The sequence below is a fragment of the Streptomyces sp. NBC_00224 genome, from assembly GCF_041435195.1.
In the GTDB taxonomy this organism is placed as follows: Bacteria; Actinomycetota; Actinomycetes; order Streptomycetales; family Streptomycetaceae; genus Streptomyces.
In genome coordinates this window covers 19,537-37,705 of record NZ_CP108106.1, presented here as the reverse complement: position 1 = coordinate 37,705, position 18,169 = coordinate 19,537, and the positions used below count along the sequence as shown (strand labels likewise).

Below are 18,169 nucleotides of genomic sequence, written 5' to 3'. Positions count from 1 at the left end.
TGCCTCATGTCGTGTTGCGGCTGAGGGAGTCAAGTGGCGTACGAATGGGGGCTTTTCTGGGTTGGTGACGGGGGCGATCCTGTCGGAGGCCGACCCGTCCCTGGCTGGGAGGACTTGGAGGCGCGGGAGCGGGTGCTCGGGCTGCGCGAGCGGCAGCCGATCCTCGTCTCGCCGGATGGCCGGGTGGATCCTCGACTTACTGGCCCTAACAAAAGGCCGTTGATCATGTGACTGTTGGCTTGTCGGCTCGTTGGTTTGGTCATGGTGAACCGTCGGTCGCGGCCGTGGGTGGTGTCGGACGAACTGTGGTCGCTCGTCGAGCCGTTGCTGCCCGTGCCAGGTCCCAAGCAGGTCGAGGGCAGGCCTCGGGTGCCGGACCGGCAGGCGTTGTGCGGGATCCTTTTCGTCCTGCACACCGGGATCCAGTGGGAGTACCTGCCCCAGGAGCTGGGTTTCGGTTCGGGCATGACCTGCTGGCGGCGCCTGGCCGCGTGGAACGAGGCTGGTGTCTGGGACCGTCTGCACGCAGTACTGCTGCGGGAGTTGCGGTCGAAGAACCAGCTGGACTGGTCGCGGGCGGTGATCGATTCCTCCCATGTCCGGGCGGCTCGGCGGGGCCCAAAAGCGGTCCCAGCCCGGTCGACCGGGCACGGCCGGGCAGTAAACACCACCTCATCGTCGACGGCCAGGGCATCCCGCTCGCGGTCTCGCTGACCGGTGGAAATCGCAACGATGTCACGCAGTTGCTGCCCCTGCTCGACAAGATCCCGTCTGTGGCCGGCACGGTCGGACGTCCCCGGCACCGGCCCGACATGCTGTTCGCCGACCGCGGCTACGACCACGACAAGTACCGTCGTCTGCTGTGGGCACGCGGCATCCGGCCCGTGATCGCCAGACGAGGTGAGCCGCACGGCAGCGGCCTGGGTGTTTTCCGCTGGGTCGTTGAGCGCACGATCTCCTGGCTGCACGGCTACCGCCGCCTACGGATCCGCTGGGAACGCCGCGACGACATCCACGAAGCCTTCCTCAGCCTCGCCGCCTGCCTGATCACCCACCGCCACGTCCAACGCCTTTGTTAGCACCTCTTAGTGAGTGCCTGCGCCGCTCGGCGTTCTCGGCCAAGGCGCAGGGAACGCAGGTCACGTACGCCCCGCTTTACCGGCTGTTCTTCACGTTCCTGTGGCAGCGCGGGCTGGACTGGGACGAGGCGTCGGAGGATGACGTCGAGGACTGGGAGGACTGGCGTCGACGAGGGGCGGCGAATCCGGCGCCGGTCGACGGCGGCACGTGGGCGAAGGAGCAGGCGGCGTTGAAGCTGCTGTACGGCATCGCGGCCCAGCGCGGTCTCGTTCCGTCGAACCCGGTGACGCTCGCCTCGCCGTCGGACGTGAAGACCTCGGACGTGAAGTGGTTGTCGCCTCGGGCCTTTCGGCTGTGGCGCAACGTCGGGCTCGGTGGCATGCTGCCGGACGGCCTGGAGGACGAGGCGTGGCGCGGTCGGTCGGCTGGCCGGGATACGGCGTACGCCGACCTGATGTACTCCAGCGGCCTGCGGCGCCGCGAGGGAGGCACCGTGCTGCTCTGCGAGCTCCCGGCGCTTGGGCGACGGAACTACTACGCGGGGCGGGTGGGCCAGGCCGTGGCCAAGCGGGCCGGCTACACCTTCTACGTCGGTCATCCGGCGCTTCAGCGTGTCGAGGGCTACCGGGTGAGCACGCGCGCCTTGGCGGTGGCCCGCGCCCGGCGGCGTGGCGTCTACGACCGGTTGCCCGGCCTGCGCATCATCCAGGGGGTCAGCCGGGCGGGCCGTGTGCAGTGGAAGGGGCGGGACGGGCGTGCGGGCGAGAGCGCGCTGGGGCGGCTGACGGCCGCTGAGCGGATGCGGTTGTTCGTCGAGGGTGAGGACGGCTTGGAGCCGGCGATGCTGTGGCTGACCGAGAGCGGGCTGCCGCTGCGGTACACGAGTTGGACGAAGGTCTTCGAGCGGGCGAGCGACCGGTGCGCGGCCGCGGGGCTCGACGTTTTCGCGACGCCGAAGATGCTGCGGCACTCCATGGCTCTGCGGACGCTGATCGCGCTGCACAACGCGCTGGACCGTCGGCTCGGGCTGACGCCCGCCGAGCGCCTGCACTACGAGGAGGTGTACGGGCAGGTCTGGCTGATGGTCAAGGACATGCTCGGGCACCGCAGCGAGCAGGTGACGCGGGACGTGTACCTGGAGCCGGTGCGTGGGCTGCAGCTGGAGTCGCTGCTCGGCGACGACGACAATCCCGTGAACGCGGAGAGGATCGCGGAGCTGGCGGCCCGTACGGGTCTGATCTTGGACGTGGCGTGAGCGGGCGGGGGCGCCGGGCGGCGCTGCCGCCGACGGACTACCGCAAGGCGCCGGTGCTGGATGCGGACGGCCTGGTCATCCGCCCCGTCAGCGGTGCCGGGAAGCCGCTGGGTGTGTGGGACTTCCGGGACAGCCCCGGCCCCGTCGACTTCCGGCAGGCGCTGGTGGCCGGGCTGGCCGGGCAGGGACGGGGCTGGGGCAGCCAGGACACCTACCAGACGAACGCCAGCACGCTGAGGCTGCTGTTCAAGGACGCGGCGGCGGCCGAGCCACCCGTCGCCGCGACCAGTCAGATCACGGTCGAGTGGTGGAAGCAGTGGACCGGTGACATCCACGTCCGCCGGGTCTTGGCCGCGGTCGTCCGGCGGGCGCCCGGGGTGCCAGAGGCGACCCGGGTGTTCCTGCAGACGCCGCGGCGCCGGCCGCCGGCCCGGCGAGGACGGCCGCGCAAGCAGGCGCACACCAGGGAGGAACTGCGCCGGATCAGGGACGCGGCCGCCGCGACGGTACGTGCAGGGCGGTTGCGGATCGCGGCGAACACCGCGGTCCTCCAGCGGTGGCGGGCCGGGGCGATCGAGCGCTGGGACGGCGACTGGCCCCTCGGGGAGGTGCTGGACGTGCTGGCCCGCACCGGCGACCTTCCGCGCTACCCCAACAGTGCCGACCGCGCGGTGACCGCGTACGCGGATCGCGCGTGCGGCTTCGAGGGCAACGCCGCCTCGCTGAGCCGACTCTTTCCGACGCCGGCGGAGATCGGGGCGGCGGCCGTGCTGCTGATCGCGCACGGGGCGTGGAACCAGTCGGTGCTCAAGAAGATGGATGTGCCTACTTGGTGGCCGAACGCGGACCGCGAAGACCCCGCCGTGCACCAGGTCGACACGGATAAGGCCCGGCGCGGACGGCGCCGGCACGCGAGCAACATGCTCGTCGACGTCGGGGAGGGGTCCAGCGGCCGGGCCCTGCGGCACGTGTTGGAGCTGACCGCGCCGGCCCGGGTCACCCTGGAGGCGCTGGGCCGGCCCGCGACGAAGCTGCTGGTCGGCCACCGCGGCTTGGGTGGAGCTGAGAATCTGCGGGACCACGAGGTCGGCAAGGCCCTGGAGGGCGCGATCCGGCGCTGGCAGCAGCAGGTCCGCGACGGCGGCGTCGACCTGCCCGCTCGGGTGCACGCCCAGGCGCTGCGCCACAGCGCGCAGGCGCACCACGGCCGTGCCCGCAACAACACCCAGGCCACCCACGAGCGGGATTACCAGCTGGAGGACGAGGACGTCCGTACCGCCTCGCGCGGCGCGGTGGAGCTCGGACTGGCCCAGGCTCTGGCCTCCGCCCGGCAGACGGTCGCCATGCGCCTGGTCGAGGAGGTCGACGCCGCTGGCGAGGTGAGCGCCGAGCTCGTGGCCAAGGAGGCCGGGATCGACCTGGAGGTGGCGCGCCGGATCCTGGCCGGCCGGCTGCGCACCCCGGTCGCCTCATGCGCGGACTTCCTCAACTCCGACCACACCACGGCCGGGATGCCGTGCGCGGTGTCGTTCCTGCTGTGTTTCGCCTGCCGCAACGCGGTGGCCACCGGCCGCGACCTGCCCCGCATCGCCTACCTGCACCAGGCGCTGGAGTCCCTGCGCTCGGCCGTGACGCCGACGGTGTGGGCCGCGGACTGGGCGACACACCACGCGCGGATTGGCGACTTCCTCACCACCTACACCACCACCGACGCGCGGCCCCAGCTGGTCGCCGCCGTGGCCGACAGCGAGCGGGAGCTGATCCACGCGATGCTGGAACGGAGGCTCGACCCGTGAACGCTTCCTCGCCCCTGCCCGCTGGCCCGGAGGTCGTCGACCCGGCCCCGGACGCCTTCGTCTTGCCGTTCAACCGGCTGCGGCCCGGCTTCGACCCCGAGCAGCTGCCGCGCTTTCGCGATCTGGCCTGGCGCCTGGCGCTGATCAGCCCCAGGGAGTCGAACCGCTCACTGGTCATCGACTGGAGCCGCTGCCCCGCCGGGCTGCGGCCCGGCGTGATGCGCGCGGCCTTCGCCGAGCTGAACGTCCCAACCCCGGCGGTGCTGCTCCAGCAGCGGGCCTCGCGCTCCACCACCCAACCGGGCACCCTGCGCCACAACTTCCAGATCTGGATCCGTCTCGCCTCCTGGCTCGACGGGCGCGGCATCACCGAACTCGCACAGGTCACGACCGGCGACCTGGAGGCCTACGCCGAGCAGCTGCGCCCGCTCGGCCGCCGGTGGCGCACCGACGCCAAGGCCCTTTGGGTGATCTCACGGCTATGGGCATACGCCCCCTACCTGCCCGAGAGCGACCGCCTGGTCATGCCGCCTTGGGAGGACCCGGGCGCGGTCATGTCCGACTTCCTCGGCACCAATGACGACACCCCGGACGGCGAGAACAGCGTCGCGATCGTGCACCCGGCAGTCATGGCCCCACTGCTGGTGTGGGCGCTTCGCACGGTCCTGGACCTGGCACCGGACATCCTGACCGCCGCCCGCGAGCACCGTCGGCTGCTCGCCGCCATTCCCGCCCGCGCCCCGCTCGGCGGCACCGAGACCACGGTGGCCTACCTGCGCGGCCTGCTCGCGGCCAGCGAGAAGCTGCCCTCCAGCGGTGCGCCCGGCGCCACCGCCGTACGCGCCCGCTACGGCGGTGCGTTGCCACCGATGGCCAACACCTTCCTGGCCGGCACCCTCGGCGTGACCACCTCCCAGGTCGCGCGCGCCCGCGGCATCCTGTCCGGCGAGCTGACCCCGAACGACTTCGGCCCCGCACCGCGCCTCGACGTTCAGCTCGCCGCCCGGATCGGCGCAGTCCCGTGGCGAGAGGCGATCGGCTTCGATGACGTGGACGTGCTGGTGCTGCACCTGTCCACCGCCGCCCTGATCTGCTGCGCTTACCTTTCCGGCATGCGGCCCGAGGAAGTCTTGGCCCTGCGCCGGGGCTGCTGCACGCGCGTGGAGCGCGATGACGGCACCGTACGGTTCGAGGTCCGCGGCCGGCACTTCAAGGGCGTGCTGGACGAGGACGGCAACGCGATCGGCGAAGGCGAAGTGCGAGCGGACCCGTGGATCGTGCTGGAGCCCGTCGCGCGCGCCATCGCCGTCGTCGAGGAACTCGAAGACGGCGAGCAGCTGTTCACCCGCACCCTCTACCGGTACGCCAAGGGCACCTGCATGCCCCGCACCGGCCTGTCCTCCGACACAGCCGTGGAACGGATCCGAGCCTTCACCGCCTGGGCCAACCAGCTCGCCGCCGCCCACGACCGCCCCCACGAGCTGATCCCGGACGACCCGGACGGCGCCGTCGCCCTGCGCCGCTTCCGCCGCACCATCGCCTGGTTCATCTACCGCCAGCCCGGTGGCCGGATTGCGCTCGCGGTGCAGTACGGGCACGCGGCCACCGCCATGTCGGAGTCCTACGCCGGCCGCTCGAAGGCCGACATGCTCGAGGTACTGGACCAGGAGAAGGGTCTGGCCCTGGCCGAGACCCTCACCGAGGCCAGCGAACGCCTCGCCGCCGGCGAGAAGGTCAGCGGCCCGGCCGCCGACCGCTACCGCGCTGCGGCCGCCGAGTTCTCCGACTGCTACGCCGGGACCTACCTCGGACGACGCGAACTGCGCGCGCTGGTCGCCAACCCCCGCCTCCAGGTCTACGAGGACCCGAAGGCGTTCCTGACCTGCAACCACGACGCGTTCACCGCGCTGTGCAACCCCGACCGCGACCGGGCGGGCGACGGCGGTCGCAGCACCCCCGACCACTCCCGCTGCCACCCGGCGTGCGCAAACATCAGCCGCACCGACAGCCAAATCACCGCCCTGCGCACCGAGGTCGCGCGGATCGACGCGGACGCCGACGCTGGCCTCGACCCCTACCCCATCGCCGCCCGCGAACAGCAGCGCAAGGATCACCTCACCGCCATCATCCGCCGCCACGACGCGCAGCAGCCCGCCGGCAACCACGCCCAGGAGCGACGATGAACACCCCCACCGCTGCCGCCCCCGGACCGCACGACGGCGCGGCGCTGGCCCAGCTCGTCGGCGAGGCCCTCACCCACGTCCAAGGCCACGCCGACACCGAGGACGCCGCAGAGGCGCAGGCCATCACCGACGCCATGGTGCGCCTGCTGATCGGCGCCCCGCTGCATTCCGACGGCAAACTGACCATCGTCTCCCTGGCCATCGAGGCCGGACTGCGCCGCAACAAGCTCACCCACAAGCACACCGGCCTCAAGGACCTGTTCTACGCCCTGGTCAAGGCCCGCACCCCCGTCCCCGAAGCGCTGCCCGACTCGGCGCGAGCCCGCGCGGCCAAGCAGGAACAGGACCTGGCCCGCGTCCGCGCCGAACGCGACGATCTGCGCGGACAGACGCAGCTCCTGGTTCGGATCGTCCACGTCCTGGAGATCGAGAACAGCAAGCTCAAGGAGACCAACGCGGCCCTGGAACAGCAGGTGGCCGCCCAGGCCTCGGTCCCCGATCTCAGCCGGCGGCGTCGTCCCTGACCTTGGCGTCAATCGACGGCGGGTGCCGTGCTGTGCCGTCGCCTCGGTGGCCAAGACCAGAGCGGGCATTACCCCAGCAACGCGGTGGCCGGCAGCACGACGACCTGCCACCCCGCCGCGTTACCGCACCCCCTCGTTGTCTGTCCGCCGCCCCAGCTCGAGCCTTCTAGGCCAACGCAACCGATATGTCGCCATGTGATGTTAGGACCTCAGTACCTCCGCATCGGCTCAACCCGTTCGCCGTTACTCAGGCACCTACGAGCGTTACGCTGTGCCGTCGGCCAACGAGGTGGGGGCAACGATGGAGCGACCGTTGGTGAGCTTGCTAATCAGCTCGCGCAATCGCCCACGGCTCCTGTACGACGCAGTTCGATCGGTGCTTGATGGCTCGACCCTGCCGGACGAGATCGTCGTGGTCGATCAAAGCGACGCACCGAACGAGGCCCTGAAAAGCTTGCAGACGCCGGACACAGTCGTGTTCCGCTACATCACGTCGGACACGAGAGGAATCAGCAGGAGCCGCAACCTGGCTTTCGGATACGCCTCCCATCCGGTCATCGTCGTCATCGACGACGACTGCCTCGTGGCGAAGGACTGGCTGGAGGTGATCGTGCGAGCACTACTCCAGGCCGGCCCCAGAGCGGTGGTGACGGGCCGAGTCCTCGCCGGAGCGGCGGAGGAGCAGGGTGCTTTCGCGCCCTCGCTGCATACCGATGACCAAGCGGCCGAGTTCACCGGCCGGATCACCATCGATCCGCTGGCAACCTTCAACTTCGCCTTGTACGCGGAGACTTTCACCGAGATCGGGCCCTTCGACTCCCGGATCGGCCCCGGCACCCGGTTCCCGTCCTCGGAGGACAACGACTACGGCTATCGCCTGTTGCTGGCGGGGTACTCCATCGTGTTTGAGCCGGCGGCGCTCGTCCACCACCGTGCCTGGCGGACCGAGCGGAACTACCTGGCTGTCCGCTTCGCCTACGGCCGGGGCCAAGGCGGCTATTACGGTAAGTACCTCGCCCGCGGGGACTGGTTCATGCTGCGGAAACTCGTCCATGCGCTCAAGCGCCGGGCCAGTCGCATGCGCCAGGGTGGTCGCCTCGGCGTTCTCGGCGAACTCGCCTGGATCGCCGGCTGGAGCGTCGGCACGGCGGACTGGCTGCTACGGCCCTCTCGTCTGGACGAACGCCACTCGCGCTCAGCGGACGGATCCCGGGGGTGGTAGGCGATCCGGAGGCATTGCGCGGACGCACCGTCCTTATCACCGGGCACTCCGGCTTCATCGGATCGTGGCTTTGCTCCCTGTTGGTCGCGTGCGGGGCCGATGTGGTCGGCTACTCCCTGTCCGAGGACCCCGCCAGCGCCACGCGCGCCCAGTGGCTCACGCTTCTAGGAGTGACCGATGTCCGGGGTGATGTCCGCGACCTCGCCTCGGTCGTCGCGGCGGCCCGCGTCTTCGAGCCCGACGTTGTGGTCCACTTGGCTGCTCAGCCCCTTCTCGGCCGCGGGTTCACGGAACCGCACCTGACATTCGACGTGAACCTCAACGGATCGCTGTCCGTCCTTGAGACCGTCCGCCTGGGCGCCGTTCGGGCCCTGGTGCATGTCACCTCCGACAAGTGCTATGCGCCCGCTGGTGCGGGCGCGCCGCCCCTCACCGAGGGGTCACGGCTCGGCGGAGCAGGGCCGTATCCGGCGTCGAAGTGGATGGCTGAGGCACTGTTCAACGAGTTTCGCGCGCTGGTCCCGGCAGATTCGTCGATCGCGTCGGTGCGGCTGGGGAACGTTATCGGCGGCGGCGACGAAGCGGACCGGCTCGTGCCGAACGCGCTGCGGGCGTTTCGTTCGGGGACGGCATTCCGCCTACGCGACCCGGCGGCTGAACGACCTTTCCAGCATGTGCTCGACGTCGTGTGGGGGCTGGCCACGCTTGCGTCCCGTCTTCTCTTCCGCCAAATCGACAGTGGCCGCGCGCTGAACTTCGCTCCCCCGAGCATGGCGAGCTCGGCGGGTGAACTCGTTGCCGAACTGGCCCGCGAGTGGGGTCCCGGCGCTCTCGTGAGTGACGGCCGAGACGAGGTCGATTTCCCTGAAGAGCCGGTTCTGAGGCTTGACGGAGGGCGTGCCGCGAGATCGCTGCGCTGGGAGCACCGTCTCGACCTCACCAATGCTGCCTCCTGGACCGTGGCCTGGGCGAGGATGACCGACAGCGAGGTCCCTCCGTCCGACGCTACCGCCTGTCAGGTAGTCGACTTCCTCGCGGCGAGCACACGGGCAGGGTCGAGGGAACATGATGGTGACTCCGTCGGTGCTGGCGAGCGGTGAGGCGTAGAGGGATGCCCGCACGGCTCGCGCCGCGAGGCGGGCTGTTTTGCACAGTGCTATTTGGGTGAGTTGATGATGCTGGCTCACCGTGCGGCGGTCGGCAGTCCGGCGTCAGGACTCGTCAGGGGCTGGGCGACCGGGATAGGAGGGGCGTTCCTGGCGTCTGCGCACTCGAGGTGGTCTTCACCGGGCCGCATCGAGGATCAGCGGGAGGAGCCGGTCGGTCACCGACTGCCTGTCCCGTTCGGTCAGCAGCGCGTGGTTCAGCAGCATCGCCGCCCTGGCGGCGGTGAGGAGGGCTAGTTGCCGGGAGTCGCGTACGGGCCAGGGACGGACGCTGCGGTAACCAGCCCCGTATGCCTCAACCAGGGCGGTGTAGTCCGTTCGTTCACGGCCGTAGAACAGGGTGATCGCGACATCGAGCACCGGGGGACCCACCATCACGTCCTCGAAGTCGAGCAGTCTCAGCTCGCCTGGGCCGGTGGACAGCACGTTCCACATTTCGATGTTGCCGTGGAGGAACATGCGGTCGGGAGCACGGGTGAGTCGGCCCAGCTCGGCATCGGCCTCCCCGACCACGGATTCGACCACTCTCGCGTGCCGAGCCGGGACGAACTCGGCGTAGCGGGGATCCGTGATCACGAGCTGCGTGCCCGCGTAGTACATGGTTCGGTCCCACACCAGCGGCTTGAGGCCCGGGGCGGACTGCCAGCTGGCCGCGAATTCGTGGAGTTGTGCGGTCATCCGGCCAAGCTCGCAGTAGTTGAGCTGGGTCAGGTCGGCGGCGAGCGGTCGCCCGTCCGCCCAGAAGAACAGGCTGCACTCGACGGGCGTCCCGTCGCGGTTCGCGACGGTGCGGGTGTTCCGGTCGAACTCCTCGGCGTAGGGCTCCAGAACCCGCACCTCGGTGCCTCGTCGGACAGCGCTCAGCCAAGCCAACTCGGTCCTGCTGTCGACGCTCGGCCCCCTCCGCAGGCGGAGCGCGAGCGCGGGGCCTGCGGCCGACACCAGCCGGGCCGTCACATTTGAATGCCTGACCAACTCTGCGACGGTGTAGCCATCCAGATTGAATGCGGCGATGGCTGCACGGGCAAGGGAGTTCGCGTGCGCCGCCTCGGAAGCGTCGAGCGCCCTGATGCCAATGCGCTGAGGCGGAACGTAGATGTCGCGTGCTGCCATCTCGCGTCCTCCTCCGTAGCACCCGGGACCGGAAGGTCTCCTCCGCGCCGTTTACGAGAAGCTCCGCCAACCCTACGCGGCGGCTGTGTGATCGGTCTTGATGTTCGGTCAGTTCAAGGACTCCCGCCCGCGAATCTGATCAGTGGTTAACATGGCTGTCTCCGGTCCTGCGGTGTCTGGGACGACCGGGATGGGGGCCAGGGGGCAGCGCTTGTGAGTTTCGCGGCGAAATACATCAATGCGTGGCTGCGTGTGGCGGAGACTGTCGACGTCACGGCGGTCGAGCGGGCCGTGGAGGTGCTGGCCGAGGCCAGGGAGCGCGACGCGACAGTATGGACGGTGGGCAACGGCGGTTGTGGCGCTCTTGCCTCGCATCTGGCGATCGGACTGACGTTGAACACACGGCGCTCGGGGGGCAGGCCGTTCCGGGCGGTGTGCCTGAGCGCGGACGCCGCCGCGCTCAGCGCAGCCGTCAACGATTTCGGCTCCCGTGAGGCCCTCAGGGCGTTGCTTGAATGCAACGGGCGTGCTGGCGACGTCCTGTGCGCGTTCACGGTGTCCGGTGAGAGCGCTAACGTCAACCAGGCGATCGCCGCAGCCGGGGCAGCCGGTATGCCGGTCGTTGCCCTCGTGGGGACTCCGGGGAGCACCGCCGCCCGGCTGGCGGACCATCCGGTCCTGCTCGGATCGGCTGAACCCGGCATCGCGGAAGACGTGGCCTCGGCTGTTATGCACGCCATGTACTGCTCCTTCATGTACGAGGGATCGTCGAGCCTGCCCGAGGGGTTCATCAGTGCCCACTGAGCGGGGCGTCCTGGTCGTGACTGGCGGCAGCCGCGGCATCGGCGCGGAGACCGTCCGTCGCGCGGTGGCGAGCGGCTGGGACGTCTGCTTCAGCTACGTCGAGGCGGAGGACCGAGCCGACGCCCTAGTGGTCGAAGTGCGCGAGTCCGGTGGGCGGGCGGTCGCCGTGCGGGCGGACATCGCGCAGGAGCCCGACGTCCTGGCGCTCTTCCGCGCGGCGGACGTTCTCGGTCCCGTTCGCGGCCTGGTCGCGAATGCGGCCGTTGTCGCCCCGCCGTCGCGGCTGCGGGATTTTACTGCGGAGCGGGTTCGGCGCGTTCTGGACGTGAACGTGCTCGGCACTATTCTGTGTTGCCGTGAGGCCGTACGCAGGATGTCTACAGCGGACGGTCACGCCGGGGGCTCCATCGTGCTGGTTTCCTCAGCGGCCAGCCGCATCGGTTCTGCCGGCGAGTACGTCGACTACGCGGCCAGCAAAGGCGCCGTGGACAGTCTCGTGACTGGCCTCTCCCGCGAGGTCGCGGCCGAGGGGATTCGGGTGAACGCGGTCCGGCCGGGCACGACATTGACGGAGATCCATGAGCGCAACGGGCAGTCGGCACGAGTCCGCGCTATGGAGCCACTGATCCCGCTGCGCCGCGCCGCAGCGCCGTACGAGGTCGCGGAGGCGGTGCTGTGGCTGCTCAGCGACGCCGCCTCGTACTGCGTCGGCTCGGTTCTGGACGTGGCTGGCGGACGCTGAGCGCCTGCCCAGCAGTCACCCTGCCGGGCAGGACCGAGGCAGCAGCATCCCTTTGATCACAGCTCCTTCGGCCTGGAGTCCAAAGCCGGTCGCCCAGTCGTCCAGAGTTCCCTCCCAGCCGACAATCCGCTCGACCACCTCGCCGGCGCCGTCCGCCAGCAGCGCCAGCACCCGCTCCCACACGGTCCATGTATGCGAAAAGCTCCCGCGAAGGGTGAGTTGCTTGGCCACGAGCGAATCGAGCGAGTATGCATAGGGTTGCGGCCCCCACCCCACCTTCGTCACCTGGCCCAAGGGCCGTGCCAGTTCCAGAGCGGTACGGAGCGCCTCGCTGGCCCCGGCAGCATCGATGACAGCGTCGGCTCCGGCCCGACCGCGGCGCTCCAGGGCAGCGCGCGCCTCCTCGACGGACGCGGCGAACCGTATCGGCCCCATCGCCTGCATCGTCGGGGCTCTCCAGGCGTCTCCAGGCAGCCCCACCACGACCACGGGGCCGGCCCCACCGAGGGTGGCGAGCCACGCGCTGAGCAGCCCGATAGTGCCAGCCCCGACGACGGCAACGGCATCACCGGGACGGATCTCCGTGCGGACACAGGTCGCCTGATAGGCCACGCATACCGGCTCGGTCAGAGCCCCCTGCTTGAAGGAGACATTGTCCGGAAGCCGGTGCAGGCACCGCTCGGGAACGACCACCCGTTCGGCCATGCCTCCGTCCGCCCGTGCGCCGAAACCGCGACGGTTCGGATCGAGGTTGTACACACCGGTCCGGGCCCATTCGGACGCGGCGTCTATCTCGGCGGCCGTCTCGGAGACGACGCGGTCGCCCACCGCGAACGAAGTCACTCCGGCCCCTGCCTCGACGACCACTCCGGAGAACTCGTGGCCGAGGGTGACCGGGTAGGTCATGTCCCAGGAGACGTCGCCCTGCTGGATGTGGATCTCGCTCCCGCAGATGCCGACCGCTTCCACCCGCACGATGACGTGCCCGGGTCGGCAGGCCACCTCCTCGACATCCAGCAGAGCCACCCGGTCGGGCCCGGGCGCTGTGGCGACCACGGCCTTCACAGGTCGTCTCCCCTCATGTCGGTGAATTCGGCGGCGACGGCGAGTACGGCGCCGGCGGCGCGTGCGAGGTCCTCCGCGGAGTGCTCCGTCGAGACGTACCAGAGCCCCCGCGCCGGAACGAACACGCCCTTGTCGAGCAGACGGGCTGCGAACCTGCCGTAGGCCTGCGCGTCGGACAGGAGGCGGTCGCCGTGCTCGCGCACCGGTTGCTCCGCGACAAAGCCGAAGCCGGCGCCGACCGTGTGGTTGAACTGGACAGGTAGTCCATGCTCGGAGTTGGCTCGCTCGAACGCTCCGGCGATCACCTTCATCGCGGACTCCAGCCTCGGGTAGACCTCTTCACGGTGCTCGCGCAGGTGATTGATGCCAGCGAATCCAGCCGCGGCGGCGAGCGGGCTGCCGTTGAAGTTGCCCATGTGCGCAACGGTACCTGTAGCGACCACCGACATGACGTCTCGGGACCCGCACACGGCACTGATCGGGAACCCGGAGCCGAGGGCCTTGCCCAGGACCGTCAGGTCCGGTACGACCCCGAGGAGTTCCTGCGCCCCGCCCAGCGCCACTCGAAAACCGGTAATTACCTCATCGAAGATCAGCAGAGCGCCGGCCTCCCGGGTCAGCTGCCGAACCTCTTCCAGGTATCCGGGCTCGGGCGCGAAACAGCCGCCGTTGATGTTAAGGGGCTCCATGATGACGGCGGCCACGTCGTCGGCCAGCGCGGCGGCGAGTGCCCTGGTGTCGTTCCACGGGCAGATCGTCACCTGCTGCGCGGCAAGGGGATCCTGTCCGGCGGTTCCCGGGCCGTCCCCTTGCAGTCCCGGAATGGCGATATGCATGGAGTCGAGCCATCCGTGGTAGTGACCGCGGAACTTGACGACTCTGCTCCGCCCCGTCGCCGCCCGGGCGACGCGCAGCGCCGCCTGGACCGCCTCCGTGCCTGTGTTGCTGAAGATCACGAGTTCTGCCGACGGCACGACCTCGCAGAGGAGTTCAGCAAACGGCGCCTCGTGCTGGTTTCCCGCGCCGAACCCGATACCGCGGTTCAGCTGGCTTCGTACCGCGTCTTTGACCACGTCCGGGGACTGGCCGAGGAGCATAGGGCCGAAGGAGAGCGTGAAGTCCACGTATTCGTTTCCGTCGACGTCCCAGATGCGGCTGCCCGCGCCCCGGCTGGCGGTGATGGGCACAGGGGCCTGTGTCGCCTTCATGGCCGACGAAACGCCCCGGGCCAGTGAACGCCTGGTCCGGGCGTAGGAGGCGTGAGAAGTGGCGTAACGGTCCACGGGCACTCCGTTTCGGCGGCTGCCGGCGGTACCGGTCATGGCCCGCTCGGCTCACCAAGTGTCAAGGACGTGTTCGAGGAACCGTTCGAGGTGCCCGTCCAGCCGCGCGCTCACCCTGACCGGCCGCCCCAGGTCCTCCAGGAGGATCAGCTCGGCTTCATCGCCCACTCGCTTCTTGTCCTGCGCCATGCCGCTCACGATCTGGGAGGCGCTGACCTCCCGGAGTTCGCTCCCGTCCACCAGGCCGCGGATGATCAGGCCGATTCGTGCGCGGACCTCCGGGGCCAGGATGCCGAGCTTCTCGGCGTAGGCGTTCGCGCACTCCATGCCGTAGGCCACCGCGATCCCGTGGGGAATGTGGCCCTTCGATGCGTATTCGATCCCGTGGCCGAAAGTGTGCCCGAAGTTAAGGTTCCTGCGGAGTCCGGTGTCGAATTCATCGGTTTCGACGAAGTCCTTCTTGACCGTCATGGCCCGCCTGGCCAGGGCGGACATGTCCGCTGTGCTGAGCCGCTCCCAACCCCCGGACAGTTCCGCCTCGAAGGCCGCCCATACCGTGTCGCCTCCTAGAGCGGCGTAGTGGAGCATCTCGCCAATGCCGGACTGGACATCGCGCGGCGCCAGAGTGCCCAGGAACGCGTCGTCGACAATGACCTCGGCCGGCGGGTGGAAGGTGCCGAGCTGATTCTTGTAACCCCGGTGATTGATCGACGACTTGCTGCCGATACAGCTGTCGCCCTGGGCCAGGAGAGTGGTCGGCACGAACACCCAACGGGCGCCGCGGTGGACGATGGAGGCTGCGAACGCGGCGGCGTCCTGAACCGTTCCACCGCCGATCACGTAAAGCGTGCCGCCGCGGTCGAAGCCGGAATCGAGAAGCCACGTCACGACCAGCAGGGCGCCTTCGAGTGACTTGAGGTCTTCCTCGGCCACGACCGGCAGCGTGGGGGCGGTAGACGCGAGTGTTCCAACTTCCGGGTGTCCTGCCAGCACGGTGGCGTCGACTACGAGCCGGTCCGATGCGGACAGCCCCGTCGGAAGGGCACGCTTCAGCGAGATCCATCGAACTTCATACGCACCGCGATACGACCAGACAGTGAATGCCTGCCCCTGGTCCACCAAAGCCCAACTCCTCCCCGGCGCCTGAGTAGACGCAGCGTATAGCTGCGAATGTCGGCAGGAAAGGGTGCCTCGGGCGGCAGCCATCGGCCGCAACCCTCTCATCCTGATACCGTCACAGGCCAGGCGGCAACACGCAGCAACTGTCCGCAGAAACGGTGAACACCGCGGTGCCGGACCCTGCGGGCACCGGTTGCGGCCAGCGCCTCGTGCAGCCACGCGGTCGGGTCCCCGCCAGGCCGCAGCTGCGAAGCCCAGCGCGGTGAGCTTGGCGGCCGTGTACTGGTGGCCCTGCTCCTGGCGGCGGATCTTCTGTGCCGTCCGGCCGGAAGCGCGCCGGTTTCCGGAATCCTGAACGTTGGTAAGCCGAAACCTGCGTGCCTGTTGATGGCTCGGCGGTCCCACGTGCGGGTTCCGGCTTAGCTGACGGGACATGGTGAGCGAACCCCGGTTCTGCCAGGAGGAATGGGAAGACCACGGCTGATCTGAAATACACATCCCGCCTGGGACTTCGACTTCGACGACGGCGACGAACTTACCCGGCGACTGCCATGACTGGCCGCTCTGTACGATCACCGAATGCAGGGAAGTGATCCGCCTGTCCTGTGCCGAGATCAGCAGGTGGTGTCCTGTCCGGATAGTTGAGGGAGCTGACGGGTGTCCGCTTTTGGCTTCTACGCTCACGTCGCCGTTTGCGGTGAGGTCCTGGGAGTTGGCCTCGGTGCCGACCCGGAAGCCTGGGAGGCCGCCCTGGGGGCGAGATGCCTTGATGTTCCCGGTGGTGGCCTACTGCGGCGGGACTACGGGCTCGTGGAAATTAACTTTTCGCCGGACCAGCCAGGGTGGCAAGGGCAGATGTCGTGCTTCGGCTTCGGCGTGAAGATCCAACGGCTGCTGTACGACCAGTCCCCGAACACCGTGCCGTCCCCGCTCTCGCGGGAGTACGGGGAATTCGCACCCAGAGTCCCCTTCAAGGAACTGCAGGCCGCCATCCTGGCCCTGGGCCACACGATCGAACTCGACAAGCACAACACGTCGAGTGACATGGACTGCTACCGCGTATCCGGGTCCGCCGCCCGCATCCACGTGGTCGCCGACCCTGACCCGTACGGGTCAGGCGACCCAGATCCAGACGGACACCAGAGGGGCGACGTCTGGTCCATCGACGTGTGGTGACCGGCCGGCACCCTCTCGGTAGCGTCCGCGATATCCCTTCGCTACGAGGAGTGCCGGGCAACGATCACCTGCGCGGCGGGCAATGATTTGAAGAGCGCGTGCCACCCGGCTGATCAGCCACACTCAAGCCCCCCGTGCCGCATCCAACTGGCTAGCCCGCAGGCCAGTGTGGGTTAGGCATGCCGTCATCGCGCATGTGCGCCCGCTGCCAGATCCCGTTCCAGTTGAACGGGGTCTCCGGGACGAACCGGTGCCGCTGCCCGCACGGACATGGCGCCAGCACCCACGCGCACCCCCGGCACAGTTCCACCCAGCCGTGCCCGGTCGAGTTCGACATCAGCGGTCTCTCGTCGCCGCATGCTGGGCAGCCGGGGAGATCGGCGCCGTCCAGAATCGCGTTCTGTCGCCGGACGTACTCGGGCAGCCGCAGCGACGGATGGCGAAACGGGTCTTCGTACCAGGCGCGGTTCGGGGCCTCCCACCAGCTCCGCAGCCACCACGGTCGCGGGGTCACTACAGCCCGGCGCCCGGCCCGCTTCTCCGCCCGGCGTTGCGCTGCGTACTTCTCCGCCCGCGCGAGCCACAGCACCCGCGCCTCATACAGTTCCTCCACCGCACGCACCAGCGCGTCCGGGTCCGCCTCCAGCCGCCGAGGGATCGCGGCGCTGAGCGTGAGGTGGTGGTAGGTCGCCCGGAAGCCGTACGGAGCAAAGAGGGTGATGCAGGTCCGCAGCGCACTGTGCCGGCGGCGGAGGGGAAGGCAGGCGTCGTGCACGCGCGCTCGGTGGGTCAGGAAACTGGTCATTGTGGGGGCGCCAGGTCCAGTGCCCGTGCCAGGGCGGCAGTGACGGCGGCAGCGTGTGCCGGCAGGTGTTGTTCAGCCCAGGTTCCGGCAAGGCTGAGGAAGTCCTGCAAATCCTGCTGGGCGCCCGAGACGAGCCTGCGTACCTGGTCTACTGACAGTTCGATCACTGGGCTGCCGTCCGTCCCGTGGGCGTCGAGTGTCGGCCGGACGATGTCGCCAACGCGTTCGGCCACCGAGGACGGATCGTGACCGAAGGAGGAGCAGCCGGTGCCGTCGAGCACCTCCAGCCAATCCCGCCAGGTCTCCAGGCCGTTGCAGCAGCCCGGCTCGACGAAGACGGTGGCGTTGTCGGTCACCCGGAACCCTCCGGCGGCGAACAGATCAGGCATGGTGAGCAGTCCGTGCAGGAATGTGCCGAGCGGGTCGGTCGGGCACGGCCCGTGCTCCTCCTCCGGCTCGAAGTCATTGCAGTCGGCGATTCGCATGACGGCCGTGCCGACCTCCGCCGGAGTCAGCTTCCCGTCCAGTACGAGGTAGCCGTAGAAGTCGCGCTCACCAACCGGCCAAAGCGCGAAGTCGTCGGCAGTAAGGATCTCCAGAACGGGTTGCATCACGATCACATGGGGATGATGCCGGATCCGCTGCTACACCCGCCACGGGCTTTAGCGGTATCGGGCTCAGGGTGGGCCCGCTACCTGGGTAGTTTCGCGGTGCGCTTCCGGCAGGCGGTGCTGACATAGCGCATGGCGGTCTGCATCGGTGATGCTGAACAGGCGCATCAGCCGGAGCGAGTCCGCGCATTCGGCCCTTAGCTTCGCTTTTATCCCTGCGCCGTG

General features: G+C 69.2%; 15 protein-coding genes and 1 pseudogene. 10 read left to right on the top strand and 6 right to left on the bottom strand.

The window, feature by feature from the left end; all coding sequences use genetic code 11:
* Positions 1-261: 261 nt before the first annotated feature.
* From OG965_RS00205 to OG965_RS00175, 7 genes and pseudogenes are all read left to right on the top strand, one after another.
* A pseudogene (locus tag OG965_RS00205) lies at positions 262-1,079 on the top strand (IS5 family transposase).
* Positions 1,073-2,335, top strand: a complete 1,263-nt coding sequence (locus OG965_RS00200) for an integrase (protein WP_371647826.1) — start codon at positions 1,073-1,075, stop codon at positions 2,333-2,335. Before OG965_RS00205 ends, OG965_RS00200 begins: the two are co-directional and overlap by 7 nt.
* Positions 2,332-4,131 (top strand): hypothetical protein, encoded by a 1,800-nt coding sequence (locus tag OG965_RS00195; RefSeq protein ID WP_371647824.1) that lies wholly within the window; start codon positions 2,332-2,334, stop codon positions 4,129-4,131. The genes OG965_RS00200 and OG965_RS00195 overlap by 4 nt, the downstream gene beginning before the upstream one ends.
* Positions 4,128-6,314 (top strand): hypothetical protein, encoded by a 2,187-nt coding sequence (locus OG965_RS00190; protein ID WP_371647822.1) that lies wholly within the window; start codon positions 4,128-4,130, stop codon positions 6,312-6,314. The genes OG965_RS00195 and OG965_RS00190 overlap by 4 nt, the downstream gene beginning before the upstream one ends.
* Positions 6,311-6,838, top strand: coding sequence for a hypothetical protein (locus OG965_RS00185; RefSeq protein WP_371647820.1), 528 nt, complete (start codon positions 6,311-6,313; stop codon positions 6,836-6,838). The genes OG965_RS00190 and OG965_RS00185 overlap by 4 nt, the downstream gene beginning before the upstream one ends.
* A 316-nt stretch (positions 6,839-7,154) precedes the next feature.
* Entirely contained in the window at positions 7,155-8,060 is a 906-nt protein-coding gene (locus OG965_RS00180; RefSeq protein ID WP_371647818.1) for a glycosyltransferase family 2 protein, read from the top strand.
* Positions 8,054-9,160: an NAD-dependent epimerase/dehydratase family protein gene (locus OG965_RS00175; RefSeq protein ID WP_371647816.1), complete on the top strand. Its 1,107-nt coding sequence runs from the start codon at positions 8,054-8,056 to the stop codon at positions 9,158-9,160. Before OG965_RS00180 ends, OG965_RS00175 begins: the two co-directional genes overlap by 7 nt.
* 183 nt (positions 9,161-9,343) lie before the next feature.
* Here OG965_RS00175 and OG965_RS00170 read toward each other — a convergent pair whose 3' ends face one another.
* A complete protein-coding gene (locus OG965_RS00170; protein WP_371647814.1) occupies positions 9,344-10,339 on the bottom strand; it encodes a phosphotransferase enzyme family protein in 996 nt (331 codons plus the stop codon).
* 213 nt (positions 10,340-10,552) lie between these two features.
* Here OG965_RS00170 and OG965_RS00165 point away from each other — a divergent pair, with 213 nt between their 5' ends.
* Both OG965_RS00165 and OG965_RS00160 read left to right on the top strand, forming a co-directional pair.
* Entirely contained in the window at positions 10,553-11,143 is a 591-nt protein-coding gene (locus OG965_RS00165; RefSeq protein WP_371647812.1) for an SIS domain-containing protein, read from the top strand.
* On the top strand, positions 11,133-11,885 hold the full coding sequence (locus tag OG965_RS00160) for an SDR family oxidoreductase (RefSeq protein ID WP_371647810.1): 753 nt from the start codon (positions 11,133-11,135) through the stop codon (positions 11,883-11,885). Before OG965_RS00165 ends, OG965_RS00160 begins: the two co-directional genes overlap by 11 nt.
* Before the next feature lie 15 nt (positions 11,886-11,900).
* Here the strand turns inward: OG965_RS00160 and OG965_RS00155 are convergent, their stop codons facing one another.
* The 3 genes from OG965_RS00155 to OG965_RS00145 form a co-directional block, all read right to left on the bottom strand.
* Complete coding sequence (locus OG965_RS00155; RefSeq protein ID WP_371647808.1) at positions 11,901-12,950, bottom strand: alcohol dehydrogenase catalytic domain-containing protein; 1,050 nt, start codon at positions 12,948-12,950, stop codon at positions 11,901-11,903.
* Positions 12,947-14,158, bottom strand: a complete 1,212-nt coding sequence (locus OG965_RS00150) for an aspartate aminotransferase family protein (RefSeq protein ID WP_371656803.1) — start codon at positions 14,156-14,158, stop codon at positions 12,947-12,949. Before OG965_RS00150 ends, OG965_RS00155 begins: the two co-directional genes overlap by 4 nt.
* A 126-nt stretch (positions 14,159-14,284) precedes the next feature.
* Positions 14,285-15,352, bottom strand: a complete 1,068-nt coding sequence (locus tag OG965_RS00145; protein WP_371647806.1) for a hypothetical protein — start codon at positions 15,350-15,352, stop codon at positions 14,285-14,287.
* Positions 15,353-16,207: 855 nt separating this feature from the next.
* On the opposite strand from OG965_RS00145, the gene OG965_RS00140 reads away from it, so the two are divergent.
* A complete protein-coding gene (locus OG965_RS00140) occupies positions 16,208-16,528 on the top strand; it encodes a hypothetical protein (RefSeq protein ID WP_371647804.1) in 321 nt (106 codons plus the stop codon).
* A gap of 151 nt (positions 16,529-16,679) precedes the next feature.
* Here the strand turns inward: OG965_RS00140 and OG965_RS00135 are convergent, their stop codons facing one another.
* Positions 16,680-17,303: a hypothetical protein gene (locus OG965_RS00135; RefSeq protein ID WP_371647802.1), complete on the bottom strand. Its 624-nt coding sequence runs from the start codon at positions 17,301-17,303 to the stop codon at positions 16,680-16,682.
* Positions 17,304-17,329: 26 nt separating this feature from the next.
* Positions 17,330-17,944, bottom strand: coding sequence for a hypothetical protein (locus OG965_RS00130; protein WP_371656802.1), 615 nt, complete (start codon positions 17,942-17,944; stop codon positions 17,330-17,332).
* Positions 17,945-18,169: the final 225 nt, after the last annotated feature.